Source organism: Blastococcus sp. CT_GayMR20 (assembly GCF_004570345.1).
Genome location: NZ_SPQM01000109.1, coordinates 1 through 16446 on the forward strand (window position 1 = coordinate 1; position 16446 = coordinate 16446).

Here is a 16446-nt window from a genome sequence, read left to right on the forward strand (position 1 = left end):
AAAGAACGGGACCGTCTGCAATGACAGCCGACGGATCGGCCGCCAACCATCGGCAGAGCGACCGATTCGCAGCCGGCGTCGGATCGGCTCAGGGCCCTCCTGTCAGCCCCGGCGGGATGCGCAGCCCGTCGCGGAGGGCGCGGACCGCGGCGGCCGTGAGATCGCCCGTACGGAGGGCGGTCAGGCTCCGCCCGAGGGAGTCGGCCACCGCCTCCATGCCGAGGTGCAGCGCCTGCCCGAGGGCCCGGACGTCGGTCACGCCCTCGACGAGCAGTCCCAGGACCCGGAGGTCCACGGGGGTGAGGCCGCGCAGGTCGCCGGGTGGGCACAGGAGCCGGTGCCCGGTGCAGGGGCGAGGAACGTGGTGTACGCGTCGTTGTCCGCCAACTCGTCCGCGGCGACCGCGAGGACCGGTGAACCCGGCGCCAGCAGGCGGTCGTCGGGCAGACCCGGTAGCGGCAGGACGTCGCCCCCGCGGGTGAGCACGACACCGGCGCTGGCCCGTCCGATGACCAGGGCCGTCTCGGCGATCTCCCGGGTCCGGTCCAGGTCGTCGGCGATGACTGCGGTGACGGCTGCGACGATCCTCCGGTCGGGCGGGTTCGGCCGCGAGGGATCGGCGCAGAGCAGGCTGAGGAAGCCGACGTGCCGCCCGTCCGTCGTGAAGAGGCCGCCCGCCACGCCCTGACGGAAACCTGCCGGGAGCAGGTGGTCCGCCCACGCGCGGACCTCGGTCAGCGGGCCCGGGATCTCGCTGGCCAGCATCGGCAGCCGGCGCCGGTCGAGCCCGAGCTGGTCCACCTCCTCGTCGGCCTCCGGACGGCCGAAGTAGTTGCGGAGAGGCGCGGCCGCGAACTCCGACCGCAGCCCCGGAGGCTCGGGTTCACTCCCGCTCATCCCCGCTGGCCCACCTTCCTCGGGAGACGACGAGGGTGCGCGCGATCTGCCTGTTCGAGCAACCCTCCACGACGTCAAGGGTGCGGGGACGTCCCGGCGTCCGACATCGGCAGAGCGACCGATGCGCCCATGTGCTCGGAGCCCCTCCGCGACCCGGACAGCGATCGGTCGTGGCAACCGACGCCTGCGACGCCACGCCTGCCAGGTGACGGATCTCGTCGCCGAGGGACATGCGCGCGGACGGTGACTGCGGTGATCTCGGTGGTCGGGTCCGCCTCGCCGGACGGCCGCCTCGGCAGGATGACCGATGGAGATCCCGTTCCGCGAGGAGTAGGGCAGTAGGGACCACGCCACTCCCGGGACGGATGAGCGATGACCAGCGGATACTTCCCAGGCCCCTACGGCAGCCCCTTCGACGACTTCTTCGGCCGCTACATGGGCGGCCCTCGCCAGCCGCGCCAGCGCGTCGACATCACCCAGTTCCTCAGTGAGCAGGCCCGGGAACTGGTGAACGCGGCCGCGCGCCGGGCCGCCGAGGTGGGCAGCCCGGACCTCGACACCGACCACCTGCTGTGGGCGATGACCGAGGAGGGGCCCACCCGGCAGCTGATCGGCCGCGCGGGAGCGGATCCGGCGCAGCTGCGCGCCGAGCTCGACGGCGTGCCGCGTCGCGGCGAGCCGCGCGCCGAGACGCCGGCGCTGACCCCGGCGGCCAAGCGCGCCCTCCTCGACGCCCACCAGATCTCCCGGGCGCTGGGCTCCACCTACATCGGCCCCGAACACCTGCTGTTCGCGCTGGCGGTCAACCCGGACTCGCCGGGCGGGCGTCTCCTGCGCCATCGGGGCGTCACGCCGGAGGCGCTGCAGCAGGCCGCCATCGGCGCAGGCGGCGGCCAGGGCGGGGCCGGCCGGCCCCCGTCGAGCACCCCGACGCTGGACGAGTACGGCCGGGACCTGACCGCGATGGCCCGCAACGGTGAGATCGACCCCGTGATCGGCCGGGAGCAGGAGATCGAGCAGACCGTCGAGGTGCTCTCCCGGCGACGCAAGAACAACCCCGTGCTCATCGGGGAGGCCGGCGTCGGCAAGACCGCGATCGTCGAGGGGATCGCCGCCCAGATCGCCGAGGGCGACGTCCCGGAGACCCTCCGCGGCCGCCGGGTGGTCGAGATCGACCTGACCGGACTGGTCGCCGGCACCCGCTACCGCGGCGACTTCGAGGAGCGGCTGAAGAAGGTCATCGACGAGATCCGGGAGCACAGCGACGAGGTCATCGCCTTCATCGACGAACTGCACACCGTCGTCGGGGCAGGCGCCTCCGAGGGGTCCGGCGGTGCCGGCAACATGCTCAAGCCGGCCCTCGCCCGCGGGGAGCTGCACATCATCGGCGCCACGACCCTGGACGAGTACCGGCGCAACATCGAGAAGGACGCCGCGCTGGAGCGCCGGTTCCAACCGATCCTGGTGGCCGAGCCCAGCATCGAGGACACGGTGCAGATCCTGTGCGGGCTGCGTGACCGCTACGAGGCCCACCACCAGGTGCGGTTCACCGACGAGGCCGTCGTCGCGGCCGTGGAGCTCTCCGACCGCTACATCCCCGACCGCCACCTGCCCGACAAGGCGATCGACCTCATCGACCAGGCGGGGGCACGCGTGCGCCGCCGGGTGAAGATGCCCCCGACCGACCTGCGTGGCCTGGAGCACGAGGTGGAGCGGCTGCAGCGGGAGAAGGACCAGGCGGTCGCGGCCGAGCAGTACGAGCGGGCCTCCGAGCTCCGCGACCAGGTCGCCGAGGCCCAGCAGCGGCTCGAGCAGGCCCGGGACGGCGGCGGCGAAGGTCCAGGTGTCCCCGAAGTGGGTGTCGAGGACATCGCCGAGGTGGTGTCCCGCGCCACCGGCATCCCGGTCAGCCAGCTCACCCAGGAAGAGATGGAGCGGCTGCTCGACCTCGAGCAGCGCCTGCACGAGCGGGTGGTCGGGCAGGACGAGGCGGTCGAGGTCGTCGCCGAGGCGGTGCGCCGCTCCCGTGTCGGCCTCGGCGACCCGGATCGGCCGATCGGCAGCTTCCTCTTCCTGGGCCCGACCGGCGTGGGCAAGACCGAGTTGGCGCGGGCCCTCGCCGAGGCGCTCTTCGGCGACGAGACCCGGATGATCCGGCTGGACATGAGCGAGTTCCAGGAGCGGCACACGGTCAGCCGGCTGGTCGGGTCCCCGCCCGGATTCGTGGGGTACGAGGACGCCGGGCAGCTGACCGAGGCGGTGCGCCGCCGGCCGTACTCGGTGGTGCTCTTCGACGAGATCGAGAAGGCCCACCCCGACGTCTTCAACACCCTGCTACAGGTGCTCGACGACGGCCGGCTGACCGACTCCCAGGGCCGGACCGCCGACTTCCGCAACGCGGTCATCATCATGACCAGCAACCTCGGGTCGGAGCTGATCGTCGGGCGACGCGGGCCGCTCGGGTTCGGCAGCAGCACCGCGCACGAGTCCAACGCCGACCTGCGCGACCAGGTGATGCGCCGGCTGCGGGAGGCGTTCCGCCCGGAATTCCTCAATCGGATCGACGAGATCGTGGTGTTCCAGCAGCTGGACGCCACCCAGCTGGAGCGGATCACCGAACTGATGCTCGACGAGACCCGCCGACGGCTGCGGGGGCAGGGCATCGAGGTCGAGTTCGACCCGGAGGCGGTCACCTGGCTCGCCGAGCGCGGGTTCGAACCGCGCTTCGGCGCCCGACCGCTGCGCCGGGCCATCCAGCGCGAGGTGGACAGCCGGCTCTCCCGGCTGATGCTCGACGGCCGGGTGCGCAGCGGCCATCGGGTTCGCGTCGTGGTCCGGGACGGGGACCTCGACCTCGAGGTCGAGGACGTGCGGGAGGCCGCGGCGGCGCAGGCGTGAGCGGTCGTCCCCGGTGTCCCGTGCCGACTCCAGGGGAGGCCCGGAACCGACGCGGCGAGGGGCCGTCCAGGTCAGACGAGCCCCTCGTTGTGGGGCTCGATGCTGGCCGAGGGATCCACTCCGTCGTCGGCGGCCGGCTGGACGGGTCCTTCGCCCGGCTCCGAGCCGGAGCCGGCGGCGGTGTTGCGGGACGACCGCTCCGGATCGGTCACGTCCGTGGTCGTCGGTGCCTGGCCGATGCGCTTGGCGGCCGGCCCGGTTCCGGTCTCCTCCAGCTCTGACTCGCTCACAACTCCTCCATCCAGTTCCTTCGATGCAGTGATCACGCAGTGGGCTCCACGAGCTCGGGGAGGCCCGCGCGATGGCCGAGGGGGTGGGCGGTCGGCGGTCCGGCGCGGACGCCGGCGCCGGTCCTACCTCGGTCCTGGCGCCCTGTGCTGCCAGCCTGGAGGACGCCGCCGTGGGAAGCCATCGGCAGAGCTGCCGATGTGCGCCCGCCGTCCGGGTACCGATGCGGAAGCCGGGTATGCCTCCCGCGCCGCCGACCGCGGTGTCGAGCTGCCGTCCCGGGAAGGACCACCATGCGCGTCGAAGACCTGTCGCGGGAAGACGCCGCGGTCTACCGGGCCGTGGCCGAGGTGGAGGTCGGTGCCGGTGCCCCGCATCTGAGCGACATCGCTCGTCGCGCCGGCCTGGACCTGGATCGGACGCGGGCCGCGGTCCACCGCCTGCTGCACAGCGAGCCGAAGATCCTGCACGAGGTACCGGACACGAGCCGGACCGATCTGGGGCCGGTGTACGAACTGGCGCCGCGGACCTGACTCCTCAGGCAGGTCAGCAGACCGGCCCCCAGGAGTCGGCCGTCGGTGCCGGGTGCCGTCGACCCGGTGCTACCGGGGCTCGCGCATGTGCTCGGCGACTCCCGCGGGGGCGTGCGTGCTGGCCTGCTCGGCCGCCCGGCTCGCCGACCGGCCCGCCCCGGGGTCGACGGGCACCGACCGCACCACCTCCGCACGGTTGCGGTACTCGACCGGCGGGATGGCCCGCAGGCTGCGGACCACCGCATCGGGTGCGCCCGCCCGCTCGGCGGCGGCGACCAGCACCTCCTTGCCGGCCGGGTAGTCGACGTCCACCAGGTACTGCAGGACCTGGTCGGGGGTGGTCGCATCGGTCACGGGGATTGCCTTCCTGGTCGGGGCCCTCGGGGGGTCAGCCGTGGGACCCGACCGCGGCGATCGCCGCGTCGATCCGCCGGGCGAGGTCGACGTCCATGTCGGTCACGCGGTCGAGCGAATGCGTCCAGACCTCGAAGGTGACCGTGTCCTGCAGTTGCTCGACGCGCGCGTGGTGGGTCATGTCCAGCTCGGCGCGGGCGACGGCGTCGCGCAGTGGCCGATGCCGGTCGGGCGGGAGCACGACGGTGCGCCGCAGCCGGTGTTCATCACCCTCCCAGCCCTCCAGGGCCGCGAGCGCGCGGTCGATCTCATCCCGCTCGAGCAGTCGCGGGGTCAGCCCGATCAGCACCCCGGAACCGCGTGGCGGAACCCCCTGGTCGATCGGTGCGAACAGCTCCTCAGCGTCCGGCAGTCGCCGGGCGAGGACGCCGGCCACCTCCGGTTCGGAGCCGGCCAGTGTGGAGAGGACCGCCTGGGTGTAGAACCGGGCCCGCTCGGCCGGGCATCCGGACCCGGCGCTCACCGCGGAGACCAGGGCGGCGCCGCTGTCGGGGTGCACGGACTGCGCCTGGGTCTCAGCGGCGCCGCGGAGGGAGCCGGGCAGGACCGCGGCCAGCCGGTCGCGGTCGGGCTCCTCCAGTGACGCGGCCACTGCGGCGATGACCGCCTCCACCGCCCGGCGAGCCTCCTCGGTGTCGGCCGCGCCGAGCTGCGCTCCCACGGTCTGGACGAACGTCGCGTACTGGATCACCGGGCTCCTCCTGACCTGGTGCGGCCCTGCTCTTCCGGTCGCGGCCGATGCCTGAGCGCGGAGGAGCTCAGGCCATCGGTCCGACCAGCTCCCGGTACTCCTGCGGCAGCTGGGACAGGACGTCGTCGAACTCCCCGGGCGTGACTGCTTCCCGCACCGTGGTCAGGACGGCGACGGCCCCGCTCCGGGCTTCCTCGGGTCCGACGTCCCCACGTTCCGCGACGCGGCGCACGAACTCGTCGACGCCGAACGCCTCCGCCTCTTCGCGCGGGGGACGCAAGTCGTCCTGGAGCCGGGCCGGCAACTGCGCGGCGAGGTCCTGGGCCTCACCGCCGCTGATGCGATCGGCGAGGGTCCGCAGGGTGGCGTGCTCGATCCGCTCCGCTGTCGCCTCTGGCAGCCCGGCCCGCTCGGCCGCGGTCCGCGTGAACGTCGCGTAGTCCATGTCCGCTCCCGGAGGCGCCGTCGGGCGCCGGTCGTAGAGATTCCGTCGATCGACCGCGGCTCAGACGCTAGGACCGTTCCTGGCGCGCGGACATCGGTCGATCGGCCGATGTCGTCCCGGGCGGGGGACCTGCTCCGCTTCCGGGCCGGCCCCGGCCCGGTATCGGCATGTCTGCCGATACCGGGCGCCACGCCGCGCCGGGTGCAATCAAGGGCCCCGGCTCCAGCCGGTGGCGAGGGGACCATGACGAGGAGGCAGCGTGAAGGCAGTCGTGTACGACGGACCCCGCCAAGTCAGCGTCAAGGACGTGCCGGACGCCCGCATCGAGCGGCCGACCGACGTCCTGGTACGGATCACGTCGGCGAACATCTGCGGTTCGGACCTGCACATGTACGAGGGCCGGACCGACTTCGAGCCCGGCCGCTGGTTCGGGCACGAGAACATGGGCCAGGTGGTCGAGGTCGGCGACGGGGTCGACAAGGTGCGGGTGGGCGACTGGGTCGTGCTGCCGTTCAACATCGCCTGCGGACACTGCAAGAACTGCGAGCGCCAGCTCACGAACTACTGCCTCACCGCGCAGCCCAAGCCGGAGTGGGCCGGCGCCGCGTACGGCTTCGCCGACATGGGCCCGTACGGCGGGGGGCAGGCCGAGCTGCTGCGCGTGCCCTGGGGGGACTTCAACTGCCTTCGGCTGGGCGAGGACGCCGAGCAGCGGCAGACCGACTACGTGATGCTGGCCGACATCTTCCCGACCGGCTACCACGCCACCGAGATGGCCGGCGTACAGCCCGGCGACCAGACGGTGATCTACGGCGCCGGCCCGGTAGGGCTGATGGCCGCCCTCTCGGCGACCATCCGCGGGGCCAGCAAGGTGATGGTCGTCGACCGGCAACCCGACCGGCTGCGGCTGGCCGAGTCGATCGGGGCCATCGCCATCGACGACTCGAAGGTCGATCCCGTGCAGGCCGTCCTCGACGAGACGATGGGGCTGGGCGCGGACAACGGCTGCGAGTGCGTCGGCTACCAGGCGCACGAGCCCGACGGGCAGGAGCAACCGGAACTGACGCTCAACCGGCTGGTCGCCTCGGTGCGGTTCACCGGCAAGATCGGCGTCGTCGGGGTGTACGTCCCGCAGGACCCCGGCGCGCAGGACGAGCTGGCCAAGCAGGGCAAGGTCGCATTCGACTACGGCATGTACTGGTTCAAGGGCCAGAAGATGGGCAGCGGCCAGGCACCGGTGAAGAGGTACAACCGGCAGTTGCGCGACCTGATCGCCGCCGGCAAGGCCGAGCCGTCGTTCATCGTGAGCCACGAGCTGCCCCTCGACCGCGCGCCGGAGGCCTACGAGCACTTCGACAAGCGGGACGACGGCTGGACGAAGGTCGTCCTCCACCCGGCGATGGCGGGGGCGGGCGCCTGACATGGCAGGAGAGCTGAACGGACGGCGGGTCGCCATCCTCGCGGCCGACGGCGTGGAGCGGGTGGAGCTGGAGCGGCCGCGGCAGGCGCTGGAGGAGGCGGGCGCCCGCACCGTGGTCGTCTCCATCTCCAGCGGCGAGATCCAGGCACGCGACCACGACCTCGAGGACGCCGGCACCTTCGCGGTCGACCAGCTGGTCGGCGCGGCGTCGGTCGACGACTACGAGGCGCTGCTCCTGCCGGGCGGGACGGTGAACCCGGACAAGCTGCGGATGCAACCCGCGGCCGTGCAGTTCGTCCGGGACTTCGTCCAGTCGGGCAAGCCGGTCGCCTCGATCTGCCACGGCCCGTGGAACTTCGTCGAGGCCGACGTCGCGCGCGGGCGCCGGCTGACCTCGTGGCCGAGCGTGCGCACCGACCTGCGCAACGCCGGGGCGGAGGTCGTCGACGAGGAGGTCGTCACTGACGGCAACATCACGACCAGCCGGTCGCCCGACGACCTGCCGGCCTTCTGCGAGCGCATCGTGCAGGAGTTCGCGCGGGCCCCGCAGGCCGCCGCCGCGGTCGGTCGCTCATGACCAGCTCCATCGGGAGCGTCGCGTCCCTCGCCGCCCGCGCCGGCGGAAGCGTCGTCCGACAGGTGCGGTCGGCCGTCGACCCCACCGCTGCCCGGCCGGCCGGTGGGGGCCAGCCGGCGTCCGGGTGGCTCGTGGTGACCGTGTTCGGGGACCAGTCCGACGTCGACACCGCACGGCTGCCCGCACCCCTGGCGGAGTTCGGCGAGCAGATCGAGGTCCGCGTCCGCCCGGCCGCCGGAGGCAAGGGCACCGAGCTCGGCGCCCGGCTGCGCACCCAGCCCTCCGGCAGCGCTCTCGGCCGGCTCACGGGCAGCGATCCGCAGGCCGACCTGCGGTCCGCGCTGCGCCGGGCCAAGCAGCTCCTGGAGGTGGGCGAGGTGCTGGCGGTCGACCCCGCACCGCACGGCAAGCGGACCGCGACCCCCGGCGGCGCGCTCCTGGAGGCCTGGACCAGGGTGGCGCCCAAGGCAGGTGTGCGATGAAGGCGGTGACCTGGCGCGGGGTCAACGAGATCGGCGTCGAGGACGTCCCCGAGCCCACGATCCTCAACAGCCACGACATCATCCTCGAGGTGGGGCTGACTGCGACCTGCGGGTCCGACCTGCACCTGATGGGCGGCTACATCCCCGCCATGCGGGCGGGGGACGTGCTGGGCCACGAGTTCATGGGCACGGTCGCCGAGGTCGGGCCCGCTGTCACGAAGCACCGGGTGGGCGACCGCGTGGTGGTGGTGTCCTTCACCAGCTGCGGGCAGTGCTGGTACTGCCGGCAGGGGCTGTGGTCGCTGTGCGACAACGGCAATCCGAATCCAGGGATCACCGAGGCGCTGTGGGGCCAGGCGATCGGCGGCTGCTACGGGTACTCGCACGCACTGGGGGGCTGGGCGGGTAGCCACGCGCCGTACATCCGGGTGCCCTATGCCGACCAGGGGGCCTTCGCGATCCCGGACGGCGTCTCCGACGAGCGGGCGCTGTTCGCCTCCGACGCAGCACCCACCGGCTGGACGGGCGCGCACCAGGCCGGGGTCCAGGCGGGGGACGTCGTCGCTGTGTGGGGGGCCGGCGGCGTGGGACAGATGGCTGCCCGTGCGGCCATGCTCATGGGGGCCGAGGAGGTCGTCGTCATCGACCGGTACGACAACCGGCTCGAGCAGGTCCGGACGCACGTCGGGGCGGAGACCGTCGACTACGAGGAGGTGGACGTCCCCGCCGAGCTGCGCGAGATGACCGGTGGCCGAGGCCCGGACGTCTGCATCGAGGCGGTGGGCATGGAGGCGCACAGCCCTGGCCCCCAGTACCTGTACGACCAGGTCAAGCAGCAGATGCGGCTGCAGACGGACCGACCCACGGCGGTGCGGGAGGCGATCTACGCCTGCCGCAAGGGGGGAACGGTGTTCACCCTCGGCGTCTTCGCCGGCCTCGTCGACAAGTTCCCTCTCGGCGCGGTGATGAACAAGGCGCTGACCCTGCGCGGCGCCCAGCAGCACGGGCACCGCTACATCCCGGAGATCCTCGACCGCATGAGCCGGGACGAGGTGAGGACCGAGCACCTCGCCACGCACGTGATGCCGCTCGACGACGGGCCGAAGGGCTACCGGATGTTCAAGGAGAAGGAGGACGGGTGCGTCCGTGCGGTGTTCCGTCCGGGTGGCTGAGGCGCCGACGGGCGGCCCCCCCCGGTCCCCGGCGCCGAGCCGGACGGTGGACCGGCGCGGGACCGTCGCCGGCCCGGTGCGGAGCTGTTGAGTGAGCGTCGCGCCCGGCAGGACGGCGGTGGAGGCGGGCCTGCGGCCGACGATCCTGTCGTGGCGCCGCCTGCTGATCTGTCTCGGCGGCGGCCTCCTCGCGGCCGCGCTCACCACTGTCGCCGGCGTCCCTCAGATGGCGGTACTCGTCGGCTGGGCCGTCGCCGCCGGGGGCCTGCTGCTCTGGGTGTGGCGGATCAGCTGGCCCCGCGGCCCGGAGGGGACCAAGCGGCTGGCCGAGGAGGAGGGGCGCACCCGCGTCACGGACACTGTCGTGCTGAGCGCGGCGGTGGCCAGCCTCGCCGCCGTCGTGGAGGCGCTCGTCCGGTCCGGCACGGGGGACGCCGTCGGCGTCGCGACCGTGCTGCTCGGCGTCCTGGTGGTGATCCTGTCCTGGGCGCTTGTCAACACCGTCTTCGCTCTCAAGTACGCGCGTCTGTACTACTCCGGCGGGGACGGTGGCATCGACTTCGGCCAGCGGGAACCGCCTACCTACAGCGACTTCGCCTACGTCGCGTTCACCGTCGGGATGAGCTTCGCCGTACCGGACACCCAGCTCGCGGCCACGTCGATCCGCAAGGTCGCCCTCGGGCACGCTCTGCTGTCCTATCTGTTCGGCACCGTGGTGATCGCCGTGGCGGTCAACCTCGTGACCAACCTGGGGCAGCAGGGATAGGCCCGTGGTGAGGCGCGGTCCAGGGCGGCCCCGGCCCGACCAGGAGCACGATGGCCCGGTGGAGCAGAGCACGAGGATCGACGTCCAGGCCCCGGTCCAGCAGGTGTGGGAGGTGCTGCGCGAGGTCGAGCGGTGGCCCGAGTGGGCGCCGACGGTGACCGCGGTGCGACGCCTCGACGACGGGCCGCTCGCCGTCGGGTCCCGGGCCCGGGTGGAGCAGCCCCGGATCCCTCCGACCGAGTACGTGGTGACCGAGCTGGAGCCGGGCCGCTCTTTCACCTGGGTGGCCGCCGGTCCCGGCGTCCGCACCACCGCCCGGCACCTGCTCGAGGAACTCGGCACCGGCAGCACGCGCGTGACGCTGGCGGTGGAGCAGGCCGGGCCCGTGGGCGCGGTGATGGGACGGTTCTACCGCCGCCTCACCGATCGCTACCTGGCCGCCGAGGCCGAGGGGATCAAGGCCAGGAGCGAAGGGCGGGTGTGAACCGACCGCTCACCGGGTGCGGCGGCCGAACAGGCGCCGGTACCAGGGACGCCGTTCCTCACGGCGCTCCGTGGCGTCGGCGTCCCTCGCCGACGCCGGGGCCGCCACCTCTGCGCCGGCTCCGCCGGCCCGCGCGGTGGTCACCGGAAGGGACTGGCCCCGGCCGGTCACCGTGAGGGTGATCGTCGCGTCCTTCCCCAGGATCCCGGCGGCCGTCCGCGGGAACGGGATGTTCCCCCGCCACCTGCCCGGGGCCTCGACCGTGTCCGCTATCAGGAAGGCCTCACCCGGCACCCACGCGCGGATGGCGCCGGGGATGACGGAGTTCCACGTGGCCCACACCCGTGGTCCTCTGGTTCCGTCCCCAGGGGCGAAGTCGACGACGAGGGTGTCGTCGAAGTCGGCCGTCTGCTCCAGGTGGTCCCCGAAATTGAAGATGCCGCCCTTCTCCCGGATCGAGAGCAGACGCAGCCGCAGGGCGTGGCGGAGCGCGCCCCCCGCCCTGCCCTCCGGGCGCGCTGCCTTGCTCGAGAGAAAGGTCGTCAGCAGAGGAACCGGCGTGTCGGCGCTGTCCTCGGACTCCCGCCACTCGATCTGGACCGGGCAGTGGTGGGCAGTCGTCTGTTCGTGCATGAGGACGGGCAGGCCACGGATGGCCAGCTGGCTCTCCAGGTGCCAGACGATCTCGTCGTCCGGCGTGCCCCGGACCCGTAGCCCGTGGAGTTCGACGTCGATCTCCAGGTCGCCGAAGAGGAATCGACGCAGGTTCTGGTATCCCTCCTCGGAGTTGACCAGGCCGTAACGACCGCTGTGGCTCCGGTGGACGAACGCGCGGTGGGCATCTTTCACGTATGCGTTGTCGATCTGCACCAGGCCGTCGCTGCGGGCTCCGACGGCCTTGGACGACAGGCCGAGCGCGACGTCGTAGTCCTCGGGGTTGGTGCCGACCAGGCAGAAGACCCGCTCGACCGGGAACCCGTCCGCCGGCATCTCCTGCGCCTTCCAGTTCTCCGGTCGCTCGCCGGCCTGGTCCGTCTCCGGCGTCAGGTACCGGTACATCCGGTCCGGCCCGAAGATCTCCGCGCCGTTGACGTCGAAGAAGTCACGCAGCCGCTCGACCATCCCGAAGCCGACGGAGAACTCGATGCCGCCGTGCGGGGTGCCGTACGTGAACAGGCGGTCGACGTACTCGGTGGCTGCGGACGGCCCGCCGCCGGTGATCTCGGGGATGAAGCGCTGGATCATCGACCGGCAGATGAGGCCGCCCATGGAGTGCGCGACGAGGTGCACGCGCGGGGCTCCGGTCTTCGCGAGCACGAGCTGCACGAGGGCGAAGAGATCCTTGGCTGCTTCCTCCAGGGTGAACTTCTCCGGGTGGCTGCCGAGGGTGGACGCGGCCTCGTCGTAGAAGCGGTGGATCCAGATGGTCATCGGGGAGACGGATCCATCCGTCCGGCCCTCCAGGTAGGCCTTCTGGCCTCCCTGGACGAGCAGGGAGTAGGTCTCGTCCGGGCCGTCGTGAGCGTCGAGGAGGAGCCGCAGCATCGGGCTCTCGAACTGGTGGAAATGCGGCCGGCTGTCCGTGCCACCGCCGACGCGCACGTGCACCGAACCCTCGTTGAAGCCGTAGAACGGATCGTCCACGGCCTTGTTGATCCCGGACGTCGCACCAGCGAATCCGCGCACGTAGACGATGGGCAGCTTCACGCTCGAACAACTCCCTCGGCGAGGGTGGTGGAGGGCGGCCCATGAGTTCACCGGGACCCGTGGCCGGTCAACGGCCGCATCGACGGCGTCGGCCCCGTTGCCGCGCCGTGTGCGCTGCGTCAGGGCCGCACCCCAGCCTGTGATCGCGACGCGCCGGTTTCCCGACCGCCGGAGAGTCATCGGTGATCTCATGTCGAGAAGTCCCGGCCGGCTCCGCTCACCAGGTGAAGGGCCCCGACAGGCGAGGCCCGAGACACCAGGAGATCCCCATGCCGAAGTACCTGCTCCTCAAGCACTACCGCGGCGGCCCGGAGGCGCACCGTCCCTTCGCGCCGATGGACCAGTGGGCCCCCGAGGACGTCGAGGCGCACTTCGCCTTCCTCGGGCACGTCCGTGCGCTGCTCGAGAAGAACGGTGAACTCGTGGACGTGCAGGCGCTGACGTCGGCACAGACGTGGGTGCGCTACGGCGGCCCGGACGCCGCCCCGGTCACCACCGACGGGTCGCTGCCCGAGACCAGCGATCTGGTCGCGGGCTGGTACCTCGTCGACGTCGAGTCGCGGGAACGCGCGCTGGAGATCGCGGCCTACATCTCCTCGGAGCCCGGCCCCGGCGGGACGCCGTTGCACGAGTGGATCGACGTCCGGGAGGTCATGTCCGACGCGCACTCGGACGACTGACCCGGCCGTGATCGACGAGCCGACGCCACCGCTGGACGAGGGCGCGCTGCGGGCCCTCGTCCCCCGGGTGCTCGCCGGTCTCGTCCGGCGGGGGGAGGACTTCGACGCCGCCGAGGACGCGCTGCAGGAGGCGCTCCTGGAGGCGCTCCGGGTCTGGCCGGAGCACCCACCTCGCGATCCGCGTGCCTGGCTGTCGACGGTCGCGACCCGGCGGCTCGTCGACGCCCGCCGCAACGAGGCCGCGCGGTCCCGCCGAGAGGAGGCGACCTACGCCGAGCCGCCGGCCGGCGCGACCGAGGAGGGCGACGACACCCTCTTCCTGCTCTTCTGCTGCTGCGCCCCCGACCTCCCGCCGGCGTCCCAGGTGGCGCTCACCCTGCGCGCCGTCGGCGGCCTCACGACCCGGGAGATCGCCGACGCGTTCTACGTGCCGGAGGCGACGATGGCGCAGCGGATCAGCCGGGCCAAGCGCGCTCTGCAGGGCCGCCCGCTCGACCAGCCCGGGGACCTCGCCGTCGTGCTGCGGGTGCTCTACCTCGTCTACACGGCCGGCCATGCGGACCGGGTGGACCTGGCCGGCGAGGCGATCCGACTCGCCCGCCAGCTCACCCTCGCCACCGAGGAACCGGAGGCCCGCGGGCTCCTGGCGCTCATGCTCCTCAACCACGCGCGCCGCCGGGCGCGACTGGACTCCGAGGGGCGCATCGTCCCGCTCGACCGACAGGACCGCGGCCTCTGGGACACCCGGGAGATCGCCGAGGGAGTCCGCGTCCTGCAGTCGGCGCTGGCCGCCGAGCGCCCCGGCCGCTACCAGGCCGAGGCGGCCATCGCCGCCCTGCACGACGACGCGGCGAGCGCCGGGGAGACGGACTGGCCGCAGGTCCTCGCCTGGTACGACGACCTCGTCGCTCTCACCGACGACCCCGTGCGCCAGGATCCCGCCGCCGTGCTGGGGCGCGCGGTCGCGGTCGGCCACGTCCACGGCGCCGCCGCCGGGCTGCGGGAGACCGACCGGCTGCGCGAGGTGCTCGGCGAGCGGCACCGGTGGCACGCCGTCCGCGGCCACCTGCACGAGCTCGGCGGTGACCTGCCCGCCGCAGCCGACGCGTACGCCGAGGCCGCCCGTCGCGCCACGCACGTGGCCGAGCGCGACCACCTCGTCGGTCAGGCCGCCCGCGCGCGGGCCGCCGGAACGCGGAGGACGGACGCATGACGATCCAGCGCCACGGTCCGCGGCACGGAGGGATCATCGTCGTCCTGATGGCGCGGATCGGCTGAGGTCTGCGTCAGTCGTGCGCCCGGCACCAGCTCTGCAGCTCCTCGCGAGCCTCGCGCCACGGATCCGCGTCGCTCTCGTCGAGGACCTCGCGCGTGGCGAGGCCGTCGTGCAGCGCGGTCACTGCCGCCATGGCGGGGCGGGCCGCCGATGGCAGCCCGGCGCCCATCCGGTTCGCGGCCTGCTGCGCCCGGTGCCACGCCGCCCGGATCTCGGCAGCAGCCGCCGCGCGGTCGCCTCCACCCCCGCCCTCGGCGAGTGCCAGCGTCTCGTAGCCGATCACGGCATCGGTCAGTGCCTCGATCACGCCGTCGCAGGCCACCGCCATCGCTGACTCGCCATCGGAGGCTGCCGCCTCCGCGTCTCCCACGGGCCCGGCCCCGTCGACAGCCGCCTCGTCCGGCGCGGGCGGTGCAGGGTCCGGAGGTGCGGGGTCGGGAGGTGCAGGGTGGGGAGGTGCGGGGTCGGGAGGTGCAGGGTCGGGAGGTGCGGGGTCCGGAGGCGCCGGGTCCCACGGGGCAGGGGCGGGCGGATCGGCGTCGCTGGGGCCGGCCGAGGTCGGGCGCGGAACCTCGGTCACCCGGCTCGTGTCCGCGAGCGGGTCGTCGCCGCTCCGGGAGGTGCAGCCGCACAGCACGAGGACGACGGCGAGCGCCCACGTCGGTCGCCGTCCTCGCGAGCGCATGCCCGACGGTGGCAGCCCGCTCTCGATCGGTCGGCAGGACGGCGTCATGGCCGGTCCGGTGTCCGTCGTGCCGTGACGCAGCGGCACGGACAGCCCCGGATCGCGTTGACGTCCGCGTTCACCCGGCTGGGCGACATGGGGCCCCCGGCGCTCAAGTGCGGTGCCGCGGCGCCCGACGTTCTGGACAGGAGTCCAACTCGGGGCGCGGGGGTCGATGGTGATCGTCAGGTGCAAGGCCACGGCGGCCGCGCCGGATCTGCACGTCGTCACCGAGGTGGCGGGCGTGCTGGATCGCCGTGCCGCGCTGAAGCACCCGCCGGTCACCCTGGCCGTCTCCGACGCCGTGGCGCTGGGGATCGCGGGCATCTTCCGGAGTCCGACGCCCTCGGGGGAGGTGCTGGGCCGCTTCTATCGGACCGGTTCGGTCGACAGTGCGCAACTGATCGAGGCGGCGAGGACCGAACAGGGGTACGCGTCGCCGGAAGGCCACGCGGCTCTGTACTGCCTCATCGGATGGGTGAACGCGCAGCTGCACACCCGTCGGGCCGACGACTTCGAACCGGGGGAGAAACCCCCGGGATGGACGAATCGGCAGGTCAACGCGCGATCGTGACCGTGGTCGACGTCCGTCGTCACACCGGTCCCAAAAAACTCAGGGGTTTCAGCTCAACCTTCACATCGATCCCGCCGTAACCACCTGCAGCAAGGCCTCGGCTACACGGACGCAGCCGGGGAGAAGTAACCCTTCCAAGGAGGAAACACCGTGGGTCTGCGCGTCAACAACAACATCGCGGCGCTCAACGCGTACCGCAACCTGTCCGTCACCGACGGCCAGATGAGCAAGTCGCTGGAGAAGCTGTCCTCCGGTTTCCGTATCAACCGCGCTGCCGATGACGCAGCCGGGCTGGCCATCTCCGAGGGACTCCGGTCCCAGATCGGTGGCCTGAAGGTCGCCGTCCGCAACACCCAGGACGGCATCTCGGTCGTGCAGACCGCTGAAGGTGCGCTCACCGAGACGCACAGCATCCTCC

General features: G+C 72.7%; 19 protein-coding genes and 1 pseudogene. 12 read left to right on the forward strand and 8 right to left on the reverse strand.

The window, feature by feature from the left end; genetic code table 11:
- Positions 1-88 precede the first annotated feature (88 nt).
- Both E4P40_RS20180 and E4P40_RS20185 read right to left on the reverse strand, forming a co-directional pair.
- Positions 89-295: a hypothetical protein gene (locus E4P40_RS20180; protein ID WP_135160289.1), complete on the reverse strand. Its 207-nt coding sequence runs from the start codon at positions 293-295 to the stop codon at positions 89-91.
- Positions 256-897: a hypothetical protein gene (locus E4P40_RS20185; RefSeq protein WP_135160290.1), complete on the reverse strand. Its 642-nt coding sequence runs from the start codon at positions 895-897 to the stop codon at positions 256-258. Before E4P40_RS20185 ends, E4P40_RS20180 begins: the two co-directional genes overlap by 40 nt.
- Positions 898-1269: 372 nt before the next feature.
- Between E4P40_RS20185 and E4P40_RS20190 the strand changes: the two genes are divergently transcribed.
- Positions 1270-3795 (forward strand): ATP-dependent Clp protease ATP-binding subunit, encoded by a 2526-nt coding sequence (locus tag E4P40_RS20190; protein WP_135160291.1) that lies wholly within the window; start codon positions 1270-1272, stop codon positions 3793-3795.
- Between the two features lie 71 nt (positions 3796-3866).
- On the opposite strand, the gene E4P40_RS20195 is transcribed toward E4P40_RS20190, so the two are convergent.
- Positions 3867-4085 carry a hypothetical protein gene (locus tag E4P40_RS20195; RefSeq protein ID WP_135160292.1) on the reverse strand — a complete coding sequence of 73 codons (219 nt, stop codon included), beginning with the start codon at positions 4083-4085 and terminating at the stop codon, positions 3867-3869.
- 291 nt (positions 4086-4376) lie between these two features.
- Between E4P40_RS20195 and E4P40_RS20200 the strand changes: the two genes are divergently transcribed.
- Positions 4377-4616, forward strand: a complete 240-nt coding sequence (locus tag E4P40_RS20200) for a hypothetical protein (protein WP_135160293.1) — start codon at positions 4377-4379, stop codon at positions 4614-4616.
- 69 nt (positions 4617-4685) lie between these two features.
- On the opposite strand, the gene E4P40_RS20205 is transcribed toward E4P40_RS20200, so the two are convergent.
- The 3 genes from E4P40_RS20205 to E4P40_RS20215 form a co-directional block, all read right to left on the reverse strand.
- Positions 4686-4970, reverse strand: a complete 285-nt coding sequence (locus E4P40_RS20205; RefSeq protein WP_135160294.1) for a DUF2795 domain-containing protein — start codon at positions 4968-4970, stop codon at positions 4686-4688.
- A 34-nt stretch (positions 4971-5004) separates the two neighbouring features.
- A complete protein-coding gene (locus tag E4P40_RS20210; RefSeq protein WP_135160295.1) occupies positions 5005-5721 on the reverse strand; it encodes a DUF2267 domain-containing protein in 717 nt (238 codons plus the stop codon).
- Between the two features lie 67 nt (positions 5722-5788).
- Positions 5789-6166, reverse strand: a complete 378-nt coding sequence (locus E4P40_RS20215) for a DUF2267 domain-containing protein (RefSeq protein WP_135160296.1) — start codon at positions 6164-6166, stop codon at positions 5789-5791.
- A gap of 259 nt (positions 6167-6425) precedes the next feature.
- On the opposite strand from E4P40_RS20215, the gene E4P40_RS20220 reads away from it, so the two are divergent.
- The 6 genes from E4P40_RS20220 (at position 6426) to E4P40_RS20245 (ending at position 11067) form a co-directional block, all read left to right on the forward strand.
- A complete protein-coding gene (locus E4P40_RS20220) occupies positions 6426-7586 on the forward strand; it encodes a glutathione-independent formaldehyde dehydrogenase (RefSeq protein ID WP_135160297.1) in 1161 nt (386 codons plus the stop codon).
- A gap of 1 nt (position 7587) precedes the next feature.
- Complete coding sequence (locus tag E4P40_RS20225; protein ID WP_135160298.1) at positions 7588-8163, forward strand: type 1 glutamine amidotransferase domain-containing protein; 576 nt, start codon at positions 7588-7590, stop codon at positions 8161-8163.
- Positions 8160-8645 carry a hypothetical protein gene (locus tag E4P40_RS20230; RefSeq protein ID WP_135160299.1) on the forward strand — a complete coding sequence of 162 codons (486 nt, stop codon included), beginning with the start codon at positions 8160-8162 and terminating at the stop codon, positions 8643-8645. The genes E4P40_RS20225 and E4P40_RS20230 overlap by 4 nt, the downstream gene beginning before the upstream one ends.
- Positions 8642-9817, forward strand: a complete 1176-nt coding sequence (locus tag E4P40_RS20235) for a zinc-dependent alcohol dehydrogenase (RefSeq protein ID WP_135160300.1) — start codon at positions 8642-8644, stop codon at positions 9815-9817. The genes E4P40_RS20230 and E4P40_RS20235 overlap by 4 nt, the downstream gene beginning before the upstream one ends.
- 91 nt (positions 9818-9908) lie before the next feature.
- The gene (locus tag E4P40_RS20240; RefSeq protein ID WP_209305433.1) at positions 9909-10583 is read left to right on the forward strand and encodes a DUF1345 domain-containing protein; all 675 of its coding nucleotides are present in this window, start codon (positions 9909-9911) and stop codon (positions 10581-10583) included.
- Positions 10584-10641: 58 nt separating this feature from the next.
- Complete coding sequence (locus tag E4P40_RS20245; protein WP_135160301.1) at positions 10642-11067, forward strand: SRPBCC family protein; 426 nt, start codon at positions 10642-10644, stop codon at positions 11065-11067.
- A 9-nt stretch (positions 11068-11076) separates the two neighbouring features.
- Here E4P40_RS20245 and E4P40_RS20250 read toward each other — a convergent pair whose 3' ends face one another.
- On the reverse strand, positions 11077-12774 hold the full coding sequence (locus E4P40_RS20250; protein WP_209305434.1) for an alpha/beta hydrolase: 1698 nt from the start codon (positions 12772-12774) through the stop codon (positions 11077-11079).
- Positions 12775-13043: 269 nt separating this feature from the next.
- Here E4P40_RS20250 and E4P40_RS20255 point away from each other — a divergent pair, with 269 nt between their 5' ends.
- Positions 13044-13454: a YciI family protein gene (locus tag E4P40_RS20255; protein WP_135160303.1), complete on the forward strand. Its 411-nt coding sequence runs from the start codon at positions 13044-13046 to the stop codon at positions 13452-13454.
- Between the two features lie 7 nt (positions 13455-13461).
- Positions 13462-14667 (forward strand): sigma-70 family RNA polymerase sigma factor, encoded by a 1206-nt coding sequence (locus E4P40_RS20260; protein ID WP_135160304.1) that lies wholly within the window; start codon positions 13462-13464, stop codon positions 14665-14667.
- A gap of 73 nt (positions 14668-14740) precedes the next feature.
- On the opposite strand, the gene E4P40_RS20265 is transcribed toward E4P40_RS20260, so the two are convergent.
- Positions 14741-15037, reverse strand: a complete 297-nt coding sequence (locus tag E4P40_RS20265; protein WP_135160305.1) for a hypothetical protein — start codon at positions 15035-15037, stop codon at positions 14741-14743.
- 652 nt (positions 15038-15689) lie between these two features.
- Here E4P40_RS20265 and E4P40_RS20270 point away from each other — a divergent pair.
- Positions 15690-16028, forward strand: a complete 339-nt coding sequence (locus E4P40_RS20270; RefSeq protein WP_209305435.1) for a hypothetical protein — start codon at positions 15690-15692, stop codon at positions 16026-16028.
- A 150-nt stretch (positions 16029-16178) separates the two neighbouring features.
- Positions 16179-16446, forward strand: a pseudogene (locus tag E4P40_RS20275) (flagellin); the annotation flags it as partial.

Coding starts and splice junctions, on each gene's coding strand:
- E4P40_RS20185 (WP_135160290.1), bottom strand. CDS start 897: ATGAGCGGGAGTGAACCCGAGCCTCCGGGGCTGCGGTCGGAGTTCGCG.
- E4P40_RS20190 (WP_135160291.1), top strand. CDS start 1,270: ATGACCAGCGGATACTTCCCAGGCCCCTACGGCAGCCCCTTCGACGAC.
- E4P40_RS20200 (WP_135160293.1), top strand. CDS start 4,377: ATGCGCGTCGAAGACCTGTCGCGGGAAGACGCCGCGGTCTACCGGGCC.
- E4P40_RS20215 (WP_135160296.1), bottom strand. CDS start 6,166: ATGGACTACGCGACGTTCACGCGGACCGCGGCCGAGCGGGCCGGGCTG.
- E4P40_RS20225 (WP_135160298.1), top strand. CDS start 7,588: ATGGCAGGAGAGCTGAACGGACGGCGGGTCGCCATCCTCGCGGCCGAC.
- E4P40_RS20230 (WP_135160299.1), top strand. CDS start 8,160: ATGACCAGCTCCATCGGGAGCGTCGCGTCCCTCGCCGCCCGCGCCGGC.
- E4P40_RS20235 (WP_135160300.1), top strand. CDS start 8,642: ATGAAGGCGGTGACCTGGCGCGGGGTCAACGAGATCGGCGTCGAGGAC.
- E4P40_RS20255 (WP_135160303.1), top strand. CDS start 13,044: ATGCCGAAGTACCTGCTCCTCAAGCACTACCGCGGCGGCCCGGAGGCG.